A 16,763-nucleotide genomic window follows, 5' to 3' on the forward strand; every position below is an offset into this window, starting at 1 on the left:
CAATTCTGTCAAAGAATTGGCTTTTTTGTGGCGTTTTTGTGTGGATTTGATGGAGGGAACTTGTCGGAGCCGAATAAATCTGTTCTAATTCGAAGAGATAGGTATGATAGAAGTATGAGGGATTTATCACAACTCCCGTTAACCGTTTTGCAAAGGAGAATGGCATATGTCAGAATCAATGTTTCGTATCCTCGTGACCGACGACGAAGAACAAATGCGCGATTTGCTTGTATCAAATTTAGAAAAAGAAGGGTATGAGACGGTCACCGCCTCAAACGGCCTTGAAGCGATTGAACGCTTGAAAGAAGAGACGTTCCATCTCGTCTTACTTGACGTGATGATGCCAGAACTCGACGGATTGACGGCCTGCATGCGCATCCGTGAGTTCTCAAACGTACCCATCATCTTGTTGACGGCACGCTCAGAAGAGCTCGACCGCATTCACGGCCTGAAAATCGGGGCAGACGATTACATCACGAAACCGTTTAGCCCACGCGAGTTACTCGCACGAATCGAAGCGACGCTCCGTCGTACGCACAGCTTCTCGAAAGAACAAGAGGCGACGTTTGATGTCGGAATCCTCTCGATTGATATCGAAGGACGTGCCGTCAGTGTGAAAGGGAAGACCGTCAACTTGACACGAAAAGAGTTTGATTTACTCTATCTGTTCATCACGAACGACGAGAAAGTATTCTCTCGTGAGCAATTGCTCGATCAAATTTGGGGGACCGAGTACCACGGGAACCTTCGCACGGTCGATACTCACATTAAGACGCTGCGCCTGAAACTCGGAGAGGCGGGCGGTTATATCCAGACCGTTTGGGGGATTGGCTACAAATTCGAGGCAAACGGATGAAACGATACACGATCAGGAAGCGGATTTGGATTACCATCTGGACAGCCAGCCTCTTCTCAGCGTTCGTGTTTCTCATCATGACGTTTTATCTGTACGACAAGTTCTATATTCAAACGCAAGAAGAACTGCTCATCAATCGCGGAGAGAAACTCGTCACAATCTATAAGGCCGACGGTTTCTCTGACGCTTTTGCTGACAGTATGACGTATACGAACGAACTGACCGAAACGAAAGTATTCCTTTCCTCCGTTCGAGAAGATACACTCGGCTCCGGTAAGACGTTCCTACGACAACAAGATCTCGAGCGTCTCCAAGGTGGATATGCAATTTCTGTCACACGGAAGCATCCGACCGAGGACGTCGATATTTTAATGACCGCCTTCCCGCTCATACGCGACGGGGAGCTCGACAATGCGCTCATCCTCTATATGGAACTCAGTAAAATCAGCGAACCGTTCCAACCGATTCGGCTCATGATCACGTTCTTACTCATCCTCATGATCGTGAACTTGCTCCTTTTCGGTAAACAGATTATCGATACGATCATCCAGCCGCTCATCCAGATGAAACGCGCCTCACAAGTGTATGCGCAAGGTGATTTCTCACACCGCATCCCGATTGTGTATGATGATGAGATCGGCGAGTTGGCGGATACCCTCAACTCGATGGCGGAGTCACTCGGACTCGTCGAAGAACAGCGAAAAGAGTTTCTCGCGAACGTCAGTCACGAACTCCGTACCCCACTATCCTACATTCGTGGGTACACGGAGATGCTTCAAGATGACACGTTGGATGAAAAAACACGGGCGCAATATTACGACATCATCGAAAACGAGACGAACCGTCTTCAACGTCTCGTCACGGACTTACTCGACCTCGCACAGCTAGAGCGCGATTCGTATCCGATGACAAAAGAACCCGTCGTGTATTCGCAAGTGCTTGAAGATGTCCTTTATCGACTCGAACCGATTGCCCGGGCAAAAGGAGTGACAATCGAATCCGATTTAGACTTCGACTTGATCATTCTTGGCGACCATGACCGACTCGAACAAGTCATCGGTAACCTTCTCGATAATGCACTCCGCTACACCGAGGCGGGCAAAACGATTTATGTGAAGACATTCGCCGAGACAAACTATGCGATCACAGAAATACGCGATGAAGGTCGAGGCATTCCGAAAGAAGATCTGGATAAATTGACGGAGCGTTTCTATCGCGTCAATAAATCACGGACAAGAAAAGATGGCGGCACCGGTCTCGGGCTCGCCATCGCGAAACATATTATCGAACGACATGAAGGATCGCTTCACTTCAGCTCAGAAGTTGGGCAAGGGACGACGGTTACGGTCGGCTTACCTCTCTTACCAGAAGAAGCGTTCGATATGTAAAAAGGCAGCCTCGCGGCTGCCTTTTAAATGTCTTTCCCTTTATATTGATCGACCGACTCTTGCTCGAGTCGCTCTCGTTCTGCATGTGTCTGCGGGTATCCGTTCGCTTGCCATTCGGCACGATGACTCGAATCGAGTTGCGTGAGACCTTGCTCCGCTTCATCCTGATCCGCATCGACGCTCTCCCGCTCGTCCATCTTCTGCCACGTATCTTCTTCCTCACGTTGCGAAAGCAATGCCGCCACTTTCGGTGCAACGAGTGCTGCGCCTGCAACACCGAGTACAATCCCCATCAATACTTTACGATCCATCCTGTCCCCTCCTTCACTATGAAATCTTCATTCCACCATTTGATCATCTTAAAACCCAAACCGAAAACGTTTACAACTTTTCAAGGAGTGGAATTTGTAGTGAGAAGGAGGCGATTGGATGGAAAAGAAACGACCTACGTCGAAACGTCCGTTTGATAACCCAGACGCTGTCGATACGGACAAAGAGAGTATTTTTGACGAGGACGGCATGCAAACCGTCGACCCGATTCCCGTCGAGGAATTGAATGAACGGGTGAAGGATGAGAAGAACAAACGTCACTCCAAAGATGAATCGGCGAGTGAAAAGAAATATAAAGACGAATAAACAAGCTGCGGACAATCGTCCGCAGCTTGTTACGTTAAGTCCTTCGGTGAAAATCCGTAAGGCAACATTTCTTCTTTTGTCATCACTTTTGTTTCACCGTTCAAGTTCGCAAGGATTAAGGTAAAATCCTCTCCTGCGAATTCGGCGATGACTTGACGGCACGCTCCACACGGTGAAATCGGACCTTCTGTATCGCCGACAACAACGACCGTCTCAATCGAGTCACTACCTTCCGAGACAGCTTTAAAGATGGCTGTCCGTTCGGCACACATCGAAAGTCCGTACGAGGCGTTCTCTACGTTACATCCCGTAATCTCTTTACCAGATGCATCGATGACGACGGCTCCGACGTTAAATTTTGAATACGGTGTATAGGCGCGTTTGCGCGCTTCAATGGCTTTATGCACGAGTTCTTGTACGCGTTCTTGTGAAATCATTGGATGTTCCTCCACTTCTAAATTTGAGAAGAAGTCTGACATCTGAACTATAACGTGAAAACGCTTACGTGACAAGTCTTTTTACCGACTCGTCAATATTTTTTCTTTTTCTTTTTCTCGAACACGACGACCGATTCAACGTGAGACGTCTGCGGGAACATATCATACGGCTGAACGTAATTGACCTTGTATCCCGCTTTCATCAACTGATCGGCATCTCGCGCGAGCGTTTGCGGGTTACATGATACGTAAACGATTCGTTTCGTCTTCGATGAAATAATCGAGTTGATCAATTGATGATCCATCCCTGTTCGTGGCGGATCGACGACCACGACATCTGGAATCCAGCCATCTTTCACCCAACGAGGGATCCAGTGCTCGGCACGTCCTTCGACATACGTGACATGGTTATAGCCGTTTTCACGCATATGGTCATTCGCATCTTCGACCGCTTCGGGGACGACTTCCATCCCGCGAATTTCTTTCGCATACGGTGCCAACCAAAGACCGATTGAACCGACACCTGCATAAGCATCGATGACACGTTCCTCACCCGTGAGTCCTGCCGCTTCAACGACTTCGCGATACATTTTTTCAGTTTGCGCCGGGTTCAATTGGAAGAATGCACGTGGTGACAGATGATAATGCACATCATCAAGTTGTTCATCCATCTTCTCTTGTCCTGCGATATGGACTGTCCGATAACCAAAAATCACACCTGAACGATTCGCGTTGATGTTGATATGGAATGAGACGACGTTTGGCAATTCCATGATTCGGTCACTTAATTCATCCAAGTCCGGAACATCTTCATGTCCGACGACCAAAACGACTTGAACGTCATTCGTCTTGTAACCTGAGCGAACGACGACCGTCCGAGCATAACCTGTGTCACGACGTGCATCGTAGACGGGAATGTCGAGTTCGTTTAAAATACGGACAATCGCATTGTTGATGTTTGTCGTGTCACGTTGTTGAACCATACAGTGCTCGATTGGTACGAGATGGTTCGAATTCGGCTTGTAAAGACCGGACACGATTTCCCCACGGCGTGTACCGAGCGGGAACTGTGATTTATTGCGGTAATACCATGGATCATCCATGCCGATTGTCGGACGGATATCCGATTTGTCCACGTTGAGTTTTGTCTTTTGACGGAAAGCGTTTCGGACGATTTCTTCCTTATACTCCATCTGCAGACGTGAACTCATATGTTGGATTTGACATCCACCGCACTCGTCGTAAATCGGACAAGGTGCTTTGACGCGATCTTTTGAGTCGTTATCGCGTTTGACGACACGTGCCTCCGCATAGTTTTTTTCGACACGTGTGATTTCGACTTTTGCTCGTTCTCCCGGCAATAAGTTCGGAATGAAGATAACCATGCGATTAATTGTCGCAATGCCTTCTCCATTAATGCCAAGTCGTTCGACTGTGACATCTTTAAAATCTCCTGTGATTAATTTCAATCTGATTCATCCTTTCGAGACGATTGTTCTAGGTCTTTGGCGTAACGCACAACTTTGGCGCGCAACGAATCAATGTCGGCTAACAGGCGATGTAAATCTTCAGGTGTCGTATGCTCATCTAGCGTATTGACCGATAGACATAGCAATTCCGTTCTCGATTTTAGGACGTTCATCTTTCCGGCGGTATCTGTACGTGATTTACCCATCTTGTAATCGCTCCTTTGGTTCGTGACAAAGAGTTGCTATTATAGCATACTATTTCGTGTAACTTGATGAAAAGGTGGAATCCACATGCAAAACATCTCCCCAACCTTCGACCCTTGGGAAGCCTATCTCGACCAAGTGGAACATGGTCGACTCGTCTTATCCAACGTCGAAGTAACCACAACAAAATTGTGTAACATGCGCTGCGAGCACTGTGCGGTCGGTTATATGCTCGACCAAACGGAAGAACCGGAAGTGCCGCTCGAACTGTTGATTCAACGGTTAGATGAAATCGAACATTTACGCGCTTTCTCCATCACAGGTGGCGAGCCGATGTTATCGATGAAATCGGTTCGAAACTATGTCGTCCCGCTGTTACGTTATGCGAAAGAACGCGGGGCACGTACGCAAATCAACTCGAACTTGACGTTACCGTTATCTCGCTATCATCTTATTACCCCTTACTTGGACGTTTTGCACATTTCGCATAACTGGGGCACCGATGCCGATTTCCTTGAAGGTGGATTTGCAATGATGGACCGGAAACCGAGTGAAGAGGCCCGGTTAAAAATGCTCCAAACGATGAAAGATAACGCCCGCGCCCTTACCGCTGAAGGGATCATCGTGTCAGCAGAAACAATGATTAACAAACGAACGATTCCGCATTTAAAAGAAATTCATGAAGAAATCGTCTCACTCGGTTGCCAACGTCATGAGGTGCACCCAATGTACCCCGCAGATTTCGCTAGCGCACTCGAATCTGCGTCACTCGCGGATACGCGACAAGCAATTCACGACTTGCTCGATGTCCGAGACGAGAACGTCTGGATGTTGTTCGGCACGTTACCATTCTATGCATGTTCTGATTTGCCGGAAGATCGCGCTTTATTGAAACGACTTCATGAAACAAAAAACGTGACGGTCCGAAACGATCCGGACGGCCGTTCACGCCTTAACACGAATATCTTCGATGGTCAGATTATCGTGACCGATTTTGGTGATGAGCTCGGTACACTCGGTACGGTATATGACACGTCTTTCCAGGAAGCTTACGATACATGGACGAACAGTCAATTGAATGCTACACTCTCTTGTCACTGTCCTGCCGTGAAATGTCTCGGGCCGAACGCACTCGTCAAACAAGCCTATTATCCGACAGTCGATTTCCAATCCCGTAAAGCTACCTCGTTTTAATTATTTCGATTCGGGAAATGTTCTGTATATTAACTGAATCGAGGTGTGTATAGATGACAGCGATTTATGTATTCATGATTACAATCATGGCCATTATTATTTTTGGTGGTGTGCTTAGCATCTTATTGACAGCCGCATTCGTTTCAGACAAAGTAGAGCATGATGAAATGTTTAGTCAAGGCAGTTGGGATGATGAATTGCTTCACTTGAATCACTCTCCACAACCGATTGACGACACGAAAAGCTGAGAACCTTCTCGGCTTTTTACTTTGACTTCATGAGGTGAATCCATGCTCCGCTTTCGTTTTATGATTTTACTATTGATTGTCTTTATATCCGGCTTGATTCAAGGTGCGCTCATTCCCCTCCTGTCCACTTTGATTGAACGTGACGGAGCACCTGCTTGGGTGAACGGATTGAATGCAACGATGCTCTATGTCGGGGTAATCGTTTCTGCGCCGCTCCTTGAGCGCTTCGTCCGAAAATACGGGTTCCGTCCGACCATCGTCCTCGGCATTGTGTTAACCGCATTCGCGACTTTCGCTTTGCCCATCTGGCCGTCTTTACTCGTGTGGGCGATGATGCGGTTCTTTATCGGGTTTGGTGACTCTGCCCTCCACTACGGTTCACAAGTGTGGGTGACATCTTCTACGGATAAGCGTAGTCTCGGTCGCGCGATGGCGTATTATGGGATGTCGTTCAGTCTAGGTTTCGCCGTCGGACCTTTACTTGCACCACTTGTCGATTTATGGTTTTGGTTACCGTTTTTGATCATCGTCTTTTTCTGTCTTGCCTCATTGATGCTCGTCTTTAAAGTCGAGAATGAGTTCCCTGAAATCGAGAAAGTGAAGACGGATTCGAAGGGACGCATTCGGTTGATTTTGGTCAGTGCGGGATACACGCTTCTCCCTGCGTTTACATACGGATTTCTTGAAGCGAGCTTGAATGCCAACTTCCCAATCTTTACGTCACGTAACGGGATGAGCCTGGCGGAGACGAGTACACTGATTACGACGTTCATCGTCATGTCGATCGTCGTTCAACTCCCTCTCGGTCGACTCGCTGACTTGTATGGGAAGAAACGAATTTTACAAATCGTTCTGGCGTTCGGTACACTTGTCTTCGCTTTAGCGAATGTTGTCGTCGATCACTATGTCGGTCTACTCGTGCTGTTCGCTCTTGCCGGCGCAGGGTTAGGGTCGACGTATTCACTCGGTCTAGCACACATGACAGAGGTGCTCCCTCGCTCCCTCCTCCCGACTGGTAACATGCTGTATAGCATCTCATTCAGTATCGGCTCGATTTCAGGACCAATGATTGGCGCCTATTGGTTATCGCTTCCGAAAGAGGTTTATTTCTTCATGTATACGTTGATTTTAGGCATTCTCGCCTTGCGACTCTTCACCTCTAAGTCAAAACCGATCAATATATAATATAAAGAGGCAGATGGTTCCTATGAACCATCTGCCTCTTTTACTCTACAACTCGATCCATCTCTTCATCGTTTAACTGCAACGCCTGGATGAACACTTCATCTAGTGCGAATGGCTCCGTGTCCAGCGAGGCGAGGACTTCCGATTTCAACGTCACCTCTACGACACGATCTTCGAACTGCCATCTCGTCTGAATGTCATCCCCTTGTCTCGTCGCGCGGGTCGCCACAGGACCGTGACGTTCTTTTAAACTCTGACTCACGCACTTCATCACGTACTTGACGTACTCATCTTTCGGTTGACGCGAGATGAGGATATTACGGACGATTCGATTTCTAGTCATTGTTTTTCCTCCTTCCTTTGAATGATTGCGTACGTAAGTCTTTACAAACGAAGACCGATTTCCGAGCTTAAAATTCAGAATTTTTAATTTATTTTGTCACGGGATTTTAATTCCGTCAACTCCGTCTCTTTTTTCAATGACTCACGCTTCGTTTTTTCACGCGCTTCCCTTGAAAATAAGTAGACAAATAAATCCCTACGATAACGAAAATGAGTCCGACAATCGCGTTCCACGGTATGGTCTCCCCAAGTAAAATACCTGACAACATGACACCAAATAAGGGAACTAGGAAGATATAGAGTGAAATCCGACTGACTGGATTATGTTTCATCAACGTATTCCAGAGTGTGAAGCCAATCGCTGACAACATTGCTAAATAGAAGAGGAAGGCAATCGTCTGTCCGGTGTATGGCATCGAGATCCCACTTGGGTCTAACAAATAGCCGATAATGAGCAATCCAATCGAACCGATCACCATCGCCCAAGCTGTCATCGGGGCAACATCATATTCTTTCGAATAATCCTTCGCAATCAAATTTCCAAACGCACCCGAGACCATCGCTAAAATCAGTAAGATCTCACCCAATCCAAAACCGACCTCCGTACCAGTTGCCGGCCAGTTCGCAATCACGATTCCAGAAAAGCCAAATGTCAAAGCAAGTCCTTTCAAACGATTCAATTTATCATCGTCATAGCGGATATGTGCAAGCGCCATTTGGAAGAACGATGTCGATCCGGCAATGATTGACCCTTGAACGCCAGTCGAAATTGAGAGTCCGACATAAAAGAACAAATATTGAAGGAACGTTAAAAAAGAACCGAGATGCGCATACGCTTTAAACTTCTTAGGCGTCAATCGAATCGAACGTTTCAATACCGTCTGACTGATGATGAGTAGAAGGATCCCAGCAAGCAAGAAGCGCTCACCTGCGAACAACAACTGTTGACCATATTCGTTCGACTGAATATCCAACTTCTCATAACTCAGTTTGATGAACGGAAAGGCACTGCCCCATAACAACGTATTAAAAATCGCCAAAAACGCCACTGTCCATGGGCGTTGAAATATATTTTGCATGACACAAAAACTCCTTAATCTTTTTATTTGTGAGTCACTGATGAGCGTGTTAGAATGAACCTAGATAATAATTATTATAAATAAAGGGATTGAGTCAATTAAAGACTAAAACCTTATATTAAGCCAATTGAAGATGATAATCATCATCAATCATTATCATTTAATCGAGATTTATTCTCAATTAGAAAGAAGGGATTCTATGAACGTCCAATCGGTTACACACGAAAAAAGCCACGTATTCAAACGGGCTAGCTGGTACGAACATATCGAATTGATCATGGCGCTCATTAGCGGTGTATTGATTGTACTCGCTTATATCGCCGAAACACAAGAAGGAGCACCTTGGATTCATGTCACGCTTTACTTATCTGCTTTTTTCATCGGAGGATACGCAAAAGCGAAAGAAGGAATCACAGACACGATTGAAACAAAGTCTTTGAACGTAGAGCTACTCATGATTATCGCCGCTATCGGTGCCGCATCCATCGGCTATTGGATGGAAGGTGCGATTTTAATCTTTATTTTTGCTCTATCGGGTGCCCTCGAAACGTATACGATGAATAAAAATGAGCGCGCACTCGAATCATTGATGGAATTACAACCTGAACAAGCAACTCGTTTAACCGATTCTGACAAACTTGAAGTTGTGCACATTGACGACCTGAAAGTCGGTGATCGGATTTACGTCCGCCCAGGCGAACGCATCCCTGTTGACGGGCGAATCATGAAAGGAAGCGCATCTGTCGAAGAAGCCGCTATTACAGGAGAGTCTGTCCCGGTTGACCGACAAATCGGAGATGACGTGTTTGGATCAAGCGTCAATTTAAACGGTGTCTTGACGATTGAAGTGACAAAACTCGCAACCGAGACGTTGTTCCAAAAAATCATTCAAATGGTCCAGCAAGCGCAGGAAGAAAAGTCACCTTCTGCGCAGTTCATCGACCGCTACGAAGGGCGATATGTACAAGTTGTTCTTCTATCCGTCGCAGCCATCATCCTGCTCGGTCCCTTCTTCACGTCATGGTCTCTCGAAACGAGCATCTATCGCGGAATGATTTTACTTGTCGTCGCTTCTCCTTGTGCCCTTGTTGCCGCCATCACGCCTGCTGCCCTAGCAGCCATCGCCTCATCCGCGAAACACGGGATCCTGTTCAAAGGTGGTGCTCATATCGAGAACATGGGACGGTTGAAAGCAATCGCATTTGATAAAACCGGAACGCTCACGATCGGGAAACCAATCGTCCAAGAAGCGCTCATCTCACCTGATTTACAGGAAGTCGAAGTCAACCGAATCGTCAGTTTGATTGAAGAACATTCGATGCATCCGCTCGCCGAGGCCCTTGTCTCTTATACCGGAAAACATACCGGAGAGATGACGCACTTTAAAGACATCACAGGTTCCGGAATCGAGGCGACAATTGACGGGACGACATATCGCGTCGGTAAACAGAAGTTCGCTGACCGAAGTGGTGACTTCTTCAAAGAAGATGTAGAGCGGTTGAAAGAAGCCGGTCACACACTCGTCTTTATTAGTGATGATTCTCGTACAATCGGCGCCTATGCTCTCCGAGACACGTTGCGGGCCGAGGCTAAAGTAGCAATCAAGCGTCTGAATGACCTCGGAATCGCGACAATCATGATTACGGGAGATAATGAAGCGACTGCTCGTGCCATCGCAAACGAAGCTGGATTGACACGTTATATTGCCGAATGTTTACCAGAAGAAAAAGTTTCACAAATCAAAGCGTTACGTGAAGAGTACGGTTCAATTGGAATGATAGGCGACGGCATCAATGACGCACCTGCCCTCGCGACCGCTGATGTCGGAATCGCGATGGGTGAAGGAACCGATGCCGCTCTTGAAACAGCCGACGTCGTCTTGATGAAAAACGACCTCATGCGTTTGAGCGACGCTATTCGTCAATCACGCAAGCTGAACCGAATCGTCCTACAAAACGTCGTCTTTGCGCTCGGTGTCATTCTCGTCCTTATTGCCACAAACATTTTCGAACTGCTCATCATGCCGTTTGCGGTCGTCGGACACGAGGGTTCTACCATTCTAGTCATCTTGAATGGACTTCGTCTTCTCACCTCTTCATGGGAATAACCGATTCGACAAAATCGAATCGATGATTGAAACGATATGTCGATTTCGTTATAATTGAAACAATGTGTCTAAATGGACTGAAACAGATCGAAAGATTGGCTAAAGGTGGTACATGATATGAATACGATTGCAGTCATCGGCAAAGTGTTTGTCGATATTAAAGGAACATCTTTCGCACCGCTTCATAAAGATGCGAAAAATGTTGGCGACATCACTTTCTCTAATGGCGGAACAGGTCGGAACGTTGCTCAAAACTTAGGTGTACTCGGTAACGACGTTCGCTTCGTCTCAACTGTCACGAACGACCAAATCGGGGTCGGCGTCCTCGAGGAGTTGCGTGGTTTACAGGTCAATGTCGATGGTGTCGATATGCTCGACGATAACGGAATGGGAATGTGGCTCGCCGTCATGGATAACAATGGCGACCTCCAAACATCGATTTCGAAACAACCCGACGAAGCACGGATGGAAGAAGCGATTTTACGCCGAATCGACACAGTCTTTAAAGAGAGCGATGCGGTCGCAATCGACTTAGACTTGTCTGTTAACGTCTTAAACGAAACGATTGAACTTTGCCGTGAGATGGACTTGCCACTATACGGTGTGTGTGGCCACCTTTCTGTCATTGAACGGAACCGCCATTTACTTCAAGGCTTCACTGGATTCATCTGTAGCCGCGAAGAAGCGGAAATCTTGTCCGATATGTCAATCGTCACGGTGGATGACGCACTACGCGTCGCCGAAGTACTCGCCATGAAAGGTGCACCCCTCACAATCGTTACGATGAGCGAGCTCGGGGCTGTTTATGTCGACCTTCGTACGAATGAACAAGGTCACGTCCCAACAACGAAAGTAAAAGTGGCCGACTCTACTGGGGCCGGTGACTCATTCTTCTCCGCTGTCATCTCAGAACTGATGAAACAGCATCCAATCGAAGATGCGCTTCGTCTCGGGATGCGTGTCGCAGGAAAAGTCATCGCGTCACACGAGAACGGATTGACGCAAGACATGTATGATTCATTAGAACAACCTACGCAAAAATGAGTTGAACGCATCGGCGAATCGTCGATGCGTTTTGTGCAAAATTATAGGAATGAAAGGAACGATCTCAGTGGTTCGAACGAAATTAAGAAGTGCAATCATTCTCATGAATGATCAAGATGAAGTGGCTTTGATTCGCCGCGAAAAAGAAGATGTCTTGTATTATGTATTCCCTGGAGGGGGAGTAGAATATGGGCATACGACTGAAGAAACAGCCGTTCGTGAAGCGTTTGAAGAACTCGGCGTTCATGTCGAGTTAGAAGGGGTTGCTGCCTATGTTGCCTTTAACAACGAGTTAAACCCTTACTATTGGGCGAAGATGACGGGTGGCGAATTCGGGACCGGAACGGGTGAAGAATTCCAAGAAGAACAGACAAACGGATCGTACACCCCGATGTGGATCAAGCGATCGGCGTTACCCCATCTTCCGGTCCGTCCTCCATCGCTCGCTGAAAAACTCGCCTCGCATGAGTCACGTTTTTACGATTTGACGTTATCTGAGGATTAATCATGTGTATCCTCGACCGAATTCGGGAAACATTTTTTTAATGACCGAGTCAGGAGGGTTTCATGATGGCAATGACAGAAGTAAAGGAAAAAAAGAATTGGTTCGGGTTTGGAAAAGAGTTATTCCGTCGTTTTAAAGAGCATGATGTACAAGATTACGGGGCCACGCTCGCATTCTTTTGGTTTTTATCGATTTTCCCCGGAATCATCTTCATTTTGGCACTCTTATCATTTTTTGATATCTCACAAGATTCGTTTCAAAACCAATTGAACGATTTGGCGCCGGGTTCCGCTGCTTCCGGGTTTTTGACGGGTATCTTTGACGCAATCGGGGAACCCCGAGGCGGTCTCTTATCGCTCGGTGCGATTTTAGCCATTTGGTCTGCCGCAAAAGGGGTCGATCGACTCATCACGACTTCCCTACACGCGTATGGCGAGGACAATGAACGAAATTTCTTTGTCAAAAAAGGATTAGCGCTTGGTTTGACGATTCTACTCGGGATCGGGATGCTGCTTCTCATTCTCTCTAACGTGTTTGGGGCGCAAATCATCTCGTTCGTCACCGAATATTTACCCGTCAACATTACCGGGGCAGAAGAGATGATGATCAATGTGTTCCGCTACGTCTTGACGACAGTCGTCTTGATTTTGACGCTTTCGATTTTTTATAAAGTCTCACCGCAGCAACACGTATTCTGGAAGAGCACGATACCAGGAGCCATCTTCGGTGTCATCGGTTGGCAGCTCGTATCTTTTGGGTTCAGCTTATACGTCTCAAACTTCGGAAGTTACGACTCGACCTATGGCTCGCTTGGTGGAATCATCGTCACGTTGCTTTGGTTACAATTGACGGGAATGATCATCCTCATCGGGTCTGAAATTAACGCGACGTGGATGCGTTTCTTTAAAACGCCAAGTGAACAAGAATATGAACGTGACTTCAAGAAGAACAAAAAGAAAGCGAAACAAAAACAAGAAGAGGATGACTACGAAGACATCCCAACAAATACGTACGGCTAATACAAAAAGGAGCACGTTCGAGTTGAACGCGCTCCTTCCTTATGCCTCTACTGGGTCAAGACGTCCTGTCGCCGGGTCAATCACGAACCCGTGGACATTCGTGCCTGGTGGTAATAATGGATGATTGTTGATTAAGTTGATTGAATGAACGACGTTCTCTTCGACCGAATCAAATCCATGTAGCCATTGCTCCAAATCCATCCCTGACGATTTCAACGTCTTCAACGTCTGAGGATCGATTCCTCGTCGTTCCATCTCTTCAATCACAACAGACGGCTCGATTGCCGCCATCCCACAATCGTAATGACCGACCACGACAACTTCCTCCGCGCCTAGCGCATAAAGCGCGACTAAAATCGAACGCATGGCTGAACCAAATGGATGCGACAAGACAGCTCCCGCATTTTTGATGATTTTAGCGTCTCCGTTCTTAAGTCCTAGCGCTTGAGGTAACAGTTCCGTCAAACGTGTATCCATACACGTCAAAATCACGATTTTCTTATCCGGAAATTTATCAGATACGAACGGCTCGTACTGTTTTTCCTCTACGAAACGTTTGTTAAATTCAAGCATTTCTTTTACGACTGACACGTTAACGCCTCCCCTTTTCTCACATCACAAATCTTGAAACAATGAGTCCGACGACCATCCATGCCCCGAACAACGTATTCACCTTCGCCGTCATCGCCATCGCAGGCATCAATTCGGCCGGTTCGGCCTTTTGCCAAAACCGTTGAATCGCTCGAACCATGACCGGCACGGTGAATAGTGATAGCAAGACCCATGGTGTGACTCCATAATACACGACGGCGACGATGATGCCGACTAATGCGGCGATAAAGAATGCCGCGAGCACATATACGGCACGTCGATGACCGACTAGACACGCGATTGTTTTTCGCCCGTTCTCTTTATCGTTATCTAAGTCTCGAATATTGTTCGCAAGTAAGATTGCCCCAATCAACAAGGCCATCGGGAACGACACGAGCAACAATTCCGTCGTCACCGTATTGATTTGAATATAGCCAGCGATTCCAATGATGACATATCCCATGAAGAGACCTGCAACAATCTCACCAAACGGCGTATACGCAATCGGTAACGGACCTCCCGTGTACAAGTATCCAACGAGCATGGATAACGCACCGACCCAAAGCAGGTGCCAACTCGTTGACGCTGCGATATAAAGTCCGAGTATCGCCGAGACAGCATACATGCCAAGGGCGATTGACAGGATTTGATTTGGCGTAAACCCGTCGCGCACGATGGACCCACCAATCCCGATCGATCCTTCATGATCTAATCCTCGCTTATAGTCATAGTACTCGTTAAATAAGTTCGTTGCGATTTGAATGAGGACTGACGCGACTAACATCGCAAGAAAGAGTCCCCACTTCAGTTCGGTTTGATCGAGGACGATGAACGTCCCGAGCAAGACCGGAATAAAGCTTGCTGTCAGGGTATGTGGGCGAATCATTCGCCAATATGCCCCTTTTGATTTCTGTTTCATTTCGTTCCCTCCCTTCGTTAGTTTACGTCTCGATGAAAAAATCTGTCAACGCTAGCCATCTCTCTCACGTTCCTTACAATTTCTCAAGCATTTCATAGGCAAGTGGATTGCGAACTCATGATACACTAAAGAGTGAGAATTCTATCGGATTGAGGAGGCTTTTCTTTCATGCCAGATACTCAAACACATATAAAACAACGAATCGAGCAAGCCCACAAACGGGCACGAGCTTGGCAACGACCTGTGCTCGCATCCTACACATGGGAAATTTCGGCGTTCGATGCGTTTCAAATCATCCAGAACACGGATACGTCCCACTATTACTTCATGACACCGGACCGTACACTTGAAATGCTCGGTTGCGGAGATGCGCTCGTCTTGAGTGCCTCTGGACCCGAACGATTTCAGCGACTCCAGTACGATTGGAGTCTTCATCGGCGAGATGTCGATGCGACCGTTCATGCGTTTGCTGGCTTTTCGTTCGATACGTTCATGCGTCCACAAAAGAGTATGTGGGATGCCTTCGGGGAGGCATCGCTCGTCGTTCCAAAATTTTTATACCGCCGTTATAAAGACCGACACACATTGACAGTCGCGACCCTTGTCTCTTCGAAACAATCGGTCGAACAGTATTTAATTCAATTAGCCGATCAATTGGCGCAATTCAGCTCACTACGCCCGGCCGAAGAATCAACACCGTCCTATTCGAAAGTAAAAGACGGTGTGGAACATTACAAATCAAGTTTTCAGCAAGCCAAGCAGTTGATCGAGGAAGAGCGAGTCGAAAAAATCGTCATCGCGCGAGAAGAAATTTATCAACGTTCCGATGACGCTTTCCCTTTCGCTAAGAGTTTGAAGCATTTGGCGGACCATCAAGAGTCGAGTTACATCTACTTATACCAACCTAAACGTGACATCGGCTTCTTCGGAGCGACACCTGAACGATTGATTCAAAAAGAAGGGATGCGACTGAATACAGCTGCCATCGCCGGAACCATCAAGCGCCCTCAGACTGAAATCGAAAGCGACCTTGCGAAGGAACAACTGTTACATGATGCGAAAAATCGTGAAGAACATCAAATCGTCGTAAAAGATATTAAGCAAGCTTTGACACCTTATACCGCGCCGATTCACACGAGCGAGACACCGCAAATTCTTGCGAATCGGTCGGTGTTTCACCTGCACACTCCAATCCAGGCGACACTCGAAACAAACGCTTCCTTGTTGTCGTTAGCGGAAGCACTCCATCCAACCCCAGCCCTTGGTGGCTCACCGAAGCGGACATCGGTCCGATTACTTCGTGAAATCGAGCGGTTCGACCGTGGATGGTACGGTTCTCCATTTGGCTGGGTCGATAACGATGGGGATGGCGAGTTTGTCGTCGCCATCCGCTCGGCACTCGTCCAGCATCAGTTCGTCGCACTTTACGCAGGAGGCGGGATTGTCAAAGACTCGGTTCTCGAGCAAGAGCTTGAAGAAACCGAAATGAAAATGAGTCCAATCAAACAAGCTTTGCAGTTTGATTCGCACGATTAAGGAG

The 16,763-nt window shown here is 47.2% G+C and carries 19 protein-coding genes; 11 read left to right on the forward strand and 8 right to left on the reverse strand.

Annotated elements, in window-relative coordinates:
* Positions 1–166 precede the first annotated feature (166 nt).
* Together KNO92_RS10125 and KNO92_RS10130 are read left to right on the forward strand one after the other, a co-directional pair.
* Positions 167–856 (forward strand): response regulator transcription factor, encoded by a 690-nt coding sequence (locus KNO92_RS10125; protein WP_015880873.1) that lies wholly within the window; start codon positions 167–169, stop codon positions 854–856.
* On the forward strand, positions 853–2,244 hold the full coding sequence (locus KNO92_RS10130) for a sensor histidine kinase (RefSeq protein WP_214696332.1): 1,392 nt from the start codon (positions 853–855) through the stop codon (positions 2,242–2,244). The genes KNO92_RS10125 and KNO92_RS10130 overlap by 4 nt, the downstream gene beginning before the upstream one ends.
* A 23-nt stretch (positions 2,245–2,267) precedes the next feature.
* Here the strand turns inward: KNO92_RS10130 and KNO92_RS10135 are convergent, their stop codons facing one another.
* Entirely contained in the window at positions 2,268–2,555 is a 288-nt protein-coding gene (locus tag KNO92_RS10135; protein WP_214696335.1) for a hypothetical protein, read from the reverse strand.
* Between the two features lie 118 nt (positions 2,556–2,673).
* Here KNO92_RS10135 and KNO92_RS10140 point away from each other — a divergent pair, with 118 nt between their 5' ends.
* Positions 2,674–2,880, forward strand: coding sequence for a hypothetical protein (locus KNO92_RS10140; RefSeq protein WP_214696337.1), 207 nt, complete (start codon positions 2,674–2,676; stop codon positions 2,878–2,880).
* Positions 2,881–2,909: 29 nt separating this feature from the next.
* Here the strand turns inward: KNO92_RS10140 and KNO92_RS10145 are convergent, their stop codons facing one another.
* From KNO92_RS10145 to KNO92_RS10155, 3 genes are read right to left on the reverse strand one after another with little or no spacing between them, the layout of a single operon-like run.
* Positions 2,910–3,359: a cytidine deaminase gene (locus KNO92_RS10145; protein ID WP_214696339.1), complete on the reverse strand. Its 450-nt coding sequence runs from the start codon at positions 3,357–3,359 to the stop codon at positions 2,910–2,912.
* 50 nt (positions 3,360–3,409) lie between these two features.
* Positions 3,410–4,786 (reverse strand): 23S rRNA (uracil(1939)-C(5))-methyltransferase RlmD, encoded by a 1,377-nt coding sequence (rlmD, locus tag KNO92_RS10150; RefSeq protein ID WP_074033090.1) that lies wholly within the window; start codon positions 4,784–4,786, stop codon positions 3,410–3,412.
* The gene (locus tag KNO92_RS10155; RefSeq protein ID WP_015880867.1) at positions 4,783–4,992 is read right to left on the reverse strand and encodes a hypothetical protein; all 210 of its coding nucleotides are present in this window, start codon (positions 4,990–4,992) and stop codon (positions 4,783–4,785) included. The genes rlmD and KNO92_RS10155 overlap by 4 nt, the downstream gene beginning before the upstream one ends.
* 85 nt (positions 4,993–5,077) lie before the next feature.
* Here KNO92_RS10155 and yfkAB point away from each other — a divergent pair, with 85 nt between their 5' ends.
* The 3 genes from yfkAB to KNO92_RS10170 are packed head-to-tail and all read left to right on the forward strand — an operon-like array spanning position 5,078 to position 7,617.
* A complete protein-coding gene (yfkAB, locus tag KNO92_RS10160) occupies positions 5,078–6,184 on the forward strand; it encodes a radical SAM/CxCxxxxC motif protein YfkAB (RefSeq protein ID WP_214696346.1) in 1,107 nt (368 codons plus the stop codon).
* A gap of 53 nt (positions 6,185–6,237) precedes the next feature.
* Entirely contained in the window at positions 6,238–6,432 is a 195-nt protein-coding gene (locus KNO92_RS10165; RefSeq protein WP_214696348.1) for a hypothetical protein, read from the forward strand.
* Positions 6,433–6,474: 42 nt separating this feature from the next.
* Positions 6,475–7,617, forward strand: coding sequence for an MFS transporter (locus KNO92_RS10170; RefSeq protein WP_214696349.1), 1,143 nt, complete (start codon positions 6,475–6,477; stop codon positions 7,615–7,617).
* A 40-nt stretch (positions 7,618–7,657) separates the two neighbouring features.
* Here the strand turns inward: KNO92_RS10170 and KNO92_RS10175 are convergent, their stop codons facing one another.
* Positions 7,658–7,960: a hypothetical protein gene (locus KNO92_RS10175; protein ID WP_214696351.1), complete on the reverse strand. Its 303-nt coding sequence runs from the start codon at positions 7,958–7,960 to the stop codon at positions 7,658–7,660.
* A 133-nt stretch (positions 7,961–8,093) separates the two neighbouring features.
* Entirely contained in the window at positions 8,094–9,038 is a 945-nt protein-coding gene (locus tag KNO92_RS10180) for a DMT family transporter (RefSeq protein ID WP_214696353.1), read from the reverse strand.
* Between the two features lie 199 nt (positions 9,039–9,237).
* On the opposite strand from KNO92_RS10180, the gene KNO92_RS10185 reads away from it, so the two are divergent.
* From KNO92_RS10185 to KNO92_RS10200, 4 genes are all read left to right on the forward strand, one after another.
* The gene (locus tag KNO92_RS10185) at positions 9,238–11,145 is read left to right on the forward strand and encodes a heavy metal translocating P-type ATPase (RefSeq protein ID WP_214696356.1); all 1,908 of its coding nucleotides are present in this window, start codon (positions 9,238–9,240) and stop codon (positions 11,143–11,145) included.
* 117 nt (positions 11,146–11,262) lie between these two features.
* Positions 11,263–12,189 carry a carbohydrate kinase family protein gene (locus tag KNO92_RS10190; protein ID WP_074033083.1) on the forward strand — a complete coding sequence of 309 codons (927 nt, stop codon included), beginning with the start codon at positions 11,263–11,265 and terminating at the stop codon, positions 12,187–12,189.
* Positions 12,190–12,256: 67 nt separating this feature from the next.
* On the forward strand, positions 12,257–12,694 hold the full coding sequence (locus tag KNO92_RS10195) for an NUDIX domain-containing protein (RefSeq protein WP_214696358.1): 438 nt from the start codon (positions 12,257–12,259) through the stop codon (positions 12,692–12,694).
* 65 nt (positions 12,695–12,759) lie between these two features.
* Positions 12,760–13,713 (forward strand): YihY/virulence factor BrkB family protein, encoded by a 954-nt coding sequence (locus KNO92_RS10200; RefSeq protein WP_214696360.1) that lies wholly within the window; start codon positions 12,760–12,762, stop codon positions 13,711–13,713.
* 39 nt (positions 13,714–13,752) lie between these two features.
* On the opposite strand, the gene KNO92_RS10205 is transcribed toward KNO92_RS10200, so the two are convergent.
* On the reverse strand, positions 13,753–14,286 hold the full coding sequence (locus tag KNO92_RS10205; RefSeq protein ID WP_074033130.1) for a beta-class carbonic anhydrase: 534 nt from the start codon (positions 14,284–14,286) through the stop codon (positions 13,753–13,755).
* 37 nt (positions 14,287–14,323) lie between these two features.
* Positions 14,324–15,223: a 1,4-dihydroxy-2-naphthoate polyprenyltransferase gene (locus KNO92_RS10210; protein ID WP_214696362.1), complete on the reverse strand. Its 900-nt coding sequence runs from the start codon at positions 15,221–15,223 to the stop codon at positions 14,324–14,326.
* Positions 15,224–15,391: 168 nt separating this feature from the next.
* Here KNO92_RS10210 and KNO92_RS10215 point away from each other — a divergent pair, with 168 nt between their 5' ends.
* Positions 15,392–16,759: an isochorismate synthase gene (locus KNO92_RS10215; protein ID WP_214696364.1), complete on the forward strand. Its 1,368-nt coding sequence runs from the start codon at positions 15,392–15,394 to the stop codon at positions 16,757–16,759.
* The last annotated feature ends 4 nt before the right edge of the window (positions 16,760–16,763 follow it).

Origin of the sequence: Exiguobacterium sp. s129 (assembly GCF_018617585.1) — a bacterium.
Classification (GTDB): Bacteria; Bacillota; Bacilli; order Exiguobacteriales; family Exiguobacteriaceae; genus Exiguobacterium; species Exiguobacterium aestuarii_A.

Excerpts from the sequence above, each read along its gene's own strand:
- KNO92_RS10125 (WP_015880873.1), top strand. The coding sequence starts at position 167 with ATGTCAGAATCAATGTTTCGTATCCTCGTGACCGACGACGAAGAACAA.
- KNO92_RS10130 (WP_214696332.1), top strand. The coding sequence starts at position 853 with ATGAAACGATACACGATCAGGAAGCGGATTTGGATTACCATCTGGACA.
- KNO92_RS10135 (WP_214696335.1), bottom strand. The coding sequence starts at position 2,555 with ATGGATCGTAAAGTATTGATGGGGATTGTACTCGGTGTTGCAGGCGCA.
- KNO92_RS10140 (WP_214696337.1), top strand. The coding sequence starts at position 2,674 with ATGGAAAAGAAACGACCTACGTCGAAACGTCCGTTTGATAACCCAGAC.
- KNO92_RS10145 (WP_214696339.1), bottom strand. The coding sequence starts at position 3,359 with ATGTCAGACTTCTTCTCAAATTTAGAAGTGGAGGAACATCCAATGATT.
- KNO92_RS10155 (WP_015880867.1), bottom strand. The coding sequence starts at position 4,992 with ATGGGTAAATCACGTACAGATACCGCCGGAAAGATGAACGTCCTAAAA.
- yfkAB (WP_214696346.1), top strand. The coding sequence starts at position 5,078 with ATGCAAAACATCTCCCCAACCTTCGACCCTTGGGAAGCCTATCTCGAC.
- KNO92_RS10165 (WP_214696348.1), top strand. The coding sequence starts at position 6,238 with ATGACAGCGATTTATGTATTCATGATTACAATCATGGCCATTATTATT.
- KNO92_RS10170 (WP_214696349.1), top strand. The coding sequence starts at position 6,475 with ATGCTCCGCTTTCGTTTTATGATTTTACTATTGATTGTCTTTATATCC.
- KNO92_RS10175 (WP_214696351.1), bottom strand. The coding sequence starts at position 7,960 with ATGACTAGAAATCGAATCGTCCGTAATATCCTCATCTCGCGTCAACCG.
- KNO92_RS10180 (WP_214696353.1), bottom strand. The coding sequence starts at position 9,038 with ATGCAAAATATATTTCAACGCCCATGGACAGTGGCGTTTTTGGCGATT.
- KNO92_RS10185 (WP_214696356.1), top strand. The coding sequence starts at position 9,238 with ATGAACGTCCAATCGGTTACACACGAAAAAAGCCACGTATTCAAACGG.
- KNO92_RS10190 (WP_074033083.1), top strand. The coding sequence starts at position 11,263 with ATGAATACGATTGCAGTCATCGGCAAAGTGTTTGTCGATATTAAAGGA.
- KNO92_RS10200 (WP_214696360.1), top strand. The coding sequence starts at position 12,760 with ATGGCAATGACAGAAGTAAAGGAAAAAAAGAATTGGTTCGGGTTTGGA.
- KNO92_RS10205 (WP_074033130.1), bottom strand. The coding sequence starts at position 14,286 with ATGCTTGAATTTAACAAACGTTTCGTAGAGGAAAAACAGTACGAGCCG.
- KNO92_RS10210 (WP_214696362.1), bottom strand. The coding sequence starts at position 15,223 with ATGAAACAGAAATCAAAAGGGGCATATTGGCGAATGATTCGCCCACAT.
- KNO92_RS10215 (WP_214696364.1), top strand. The coding sequence starts at position 15,392 with ATGCCAGATACTCAAACACATATAAAACAACGAATCGAGCAAGCCCAC.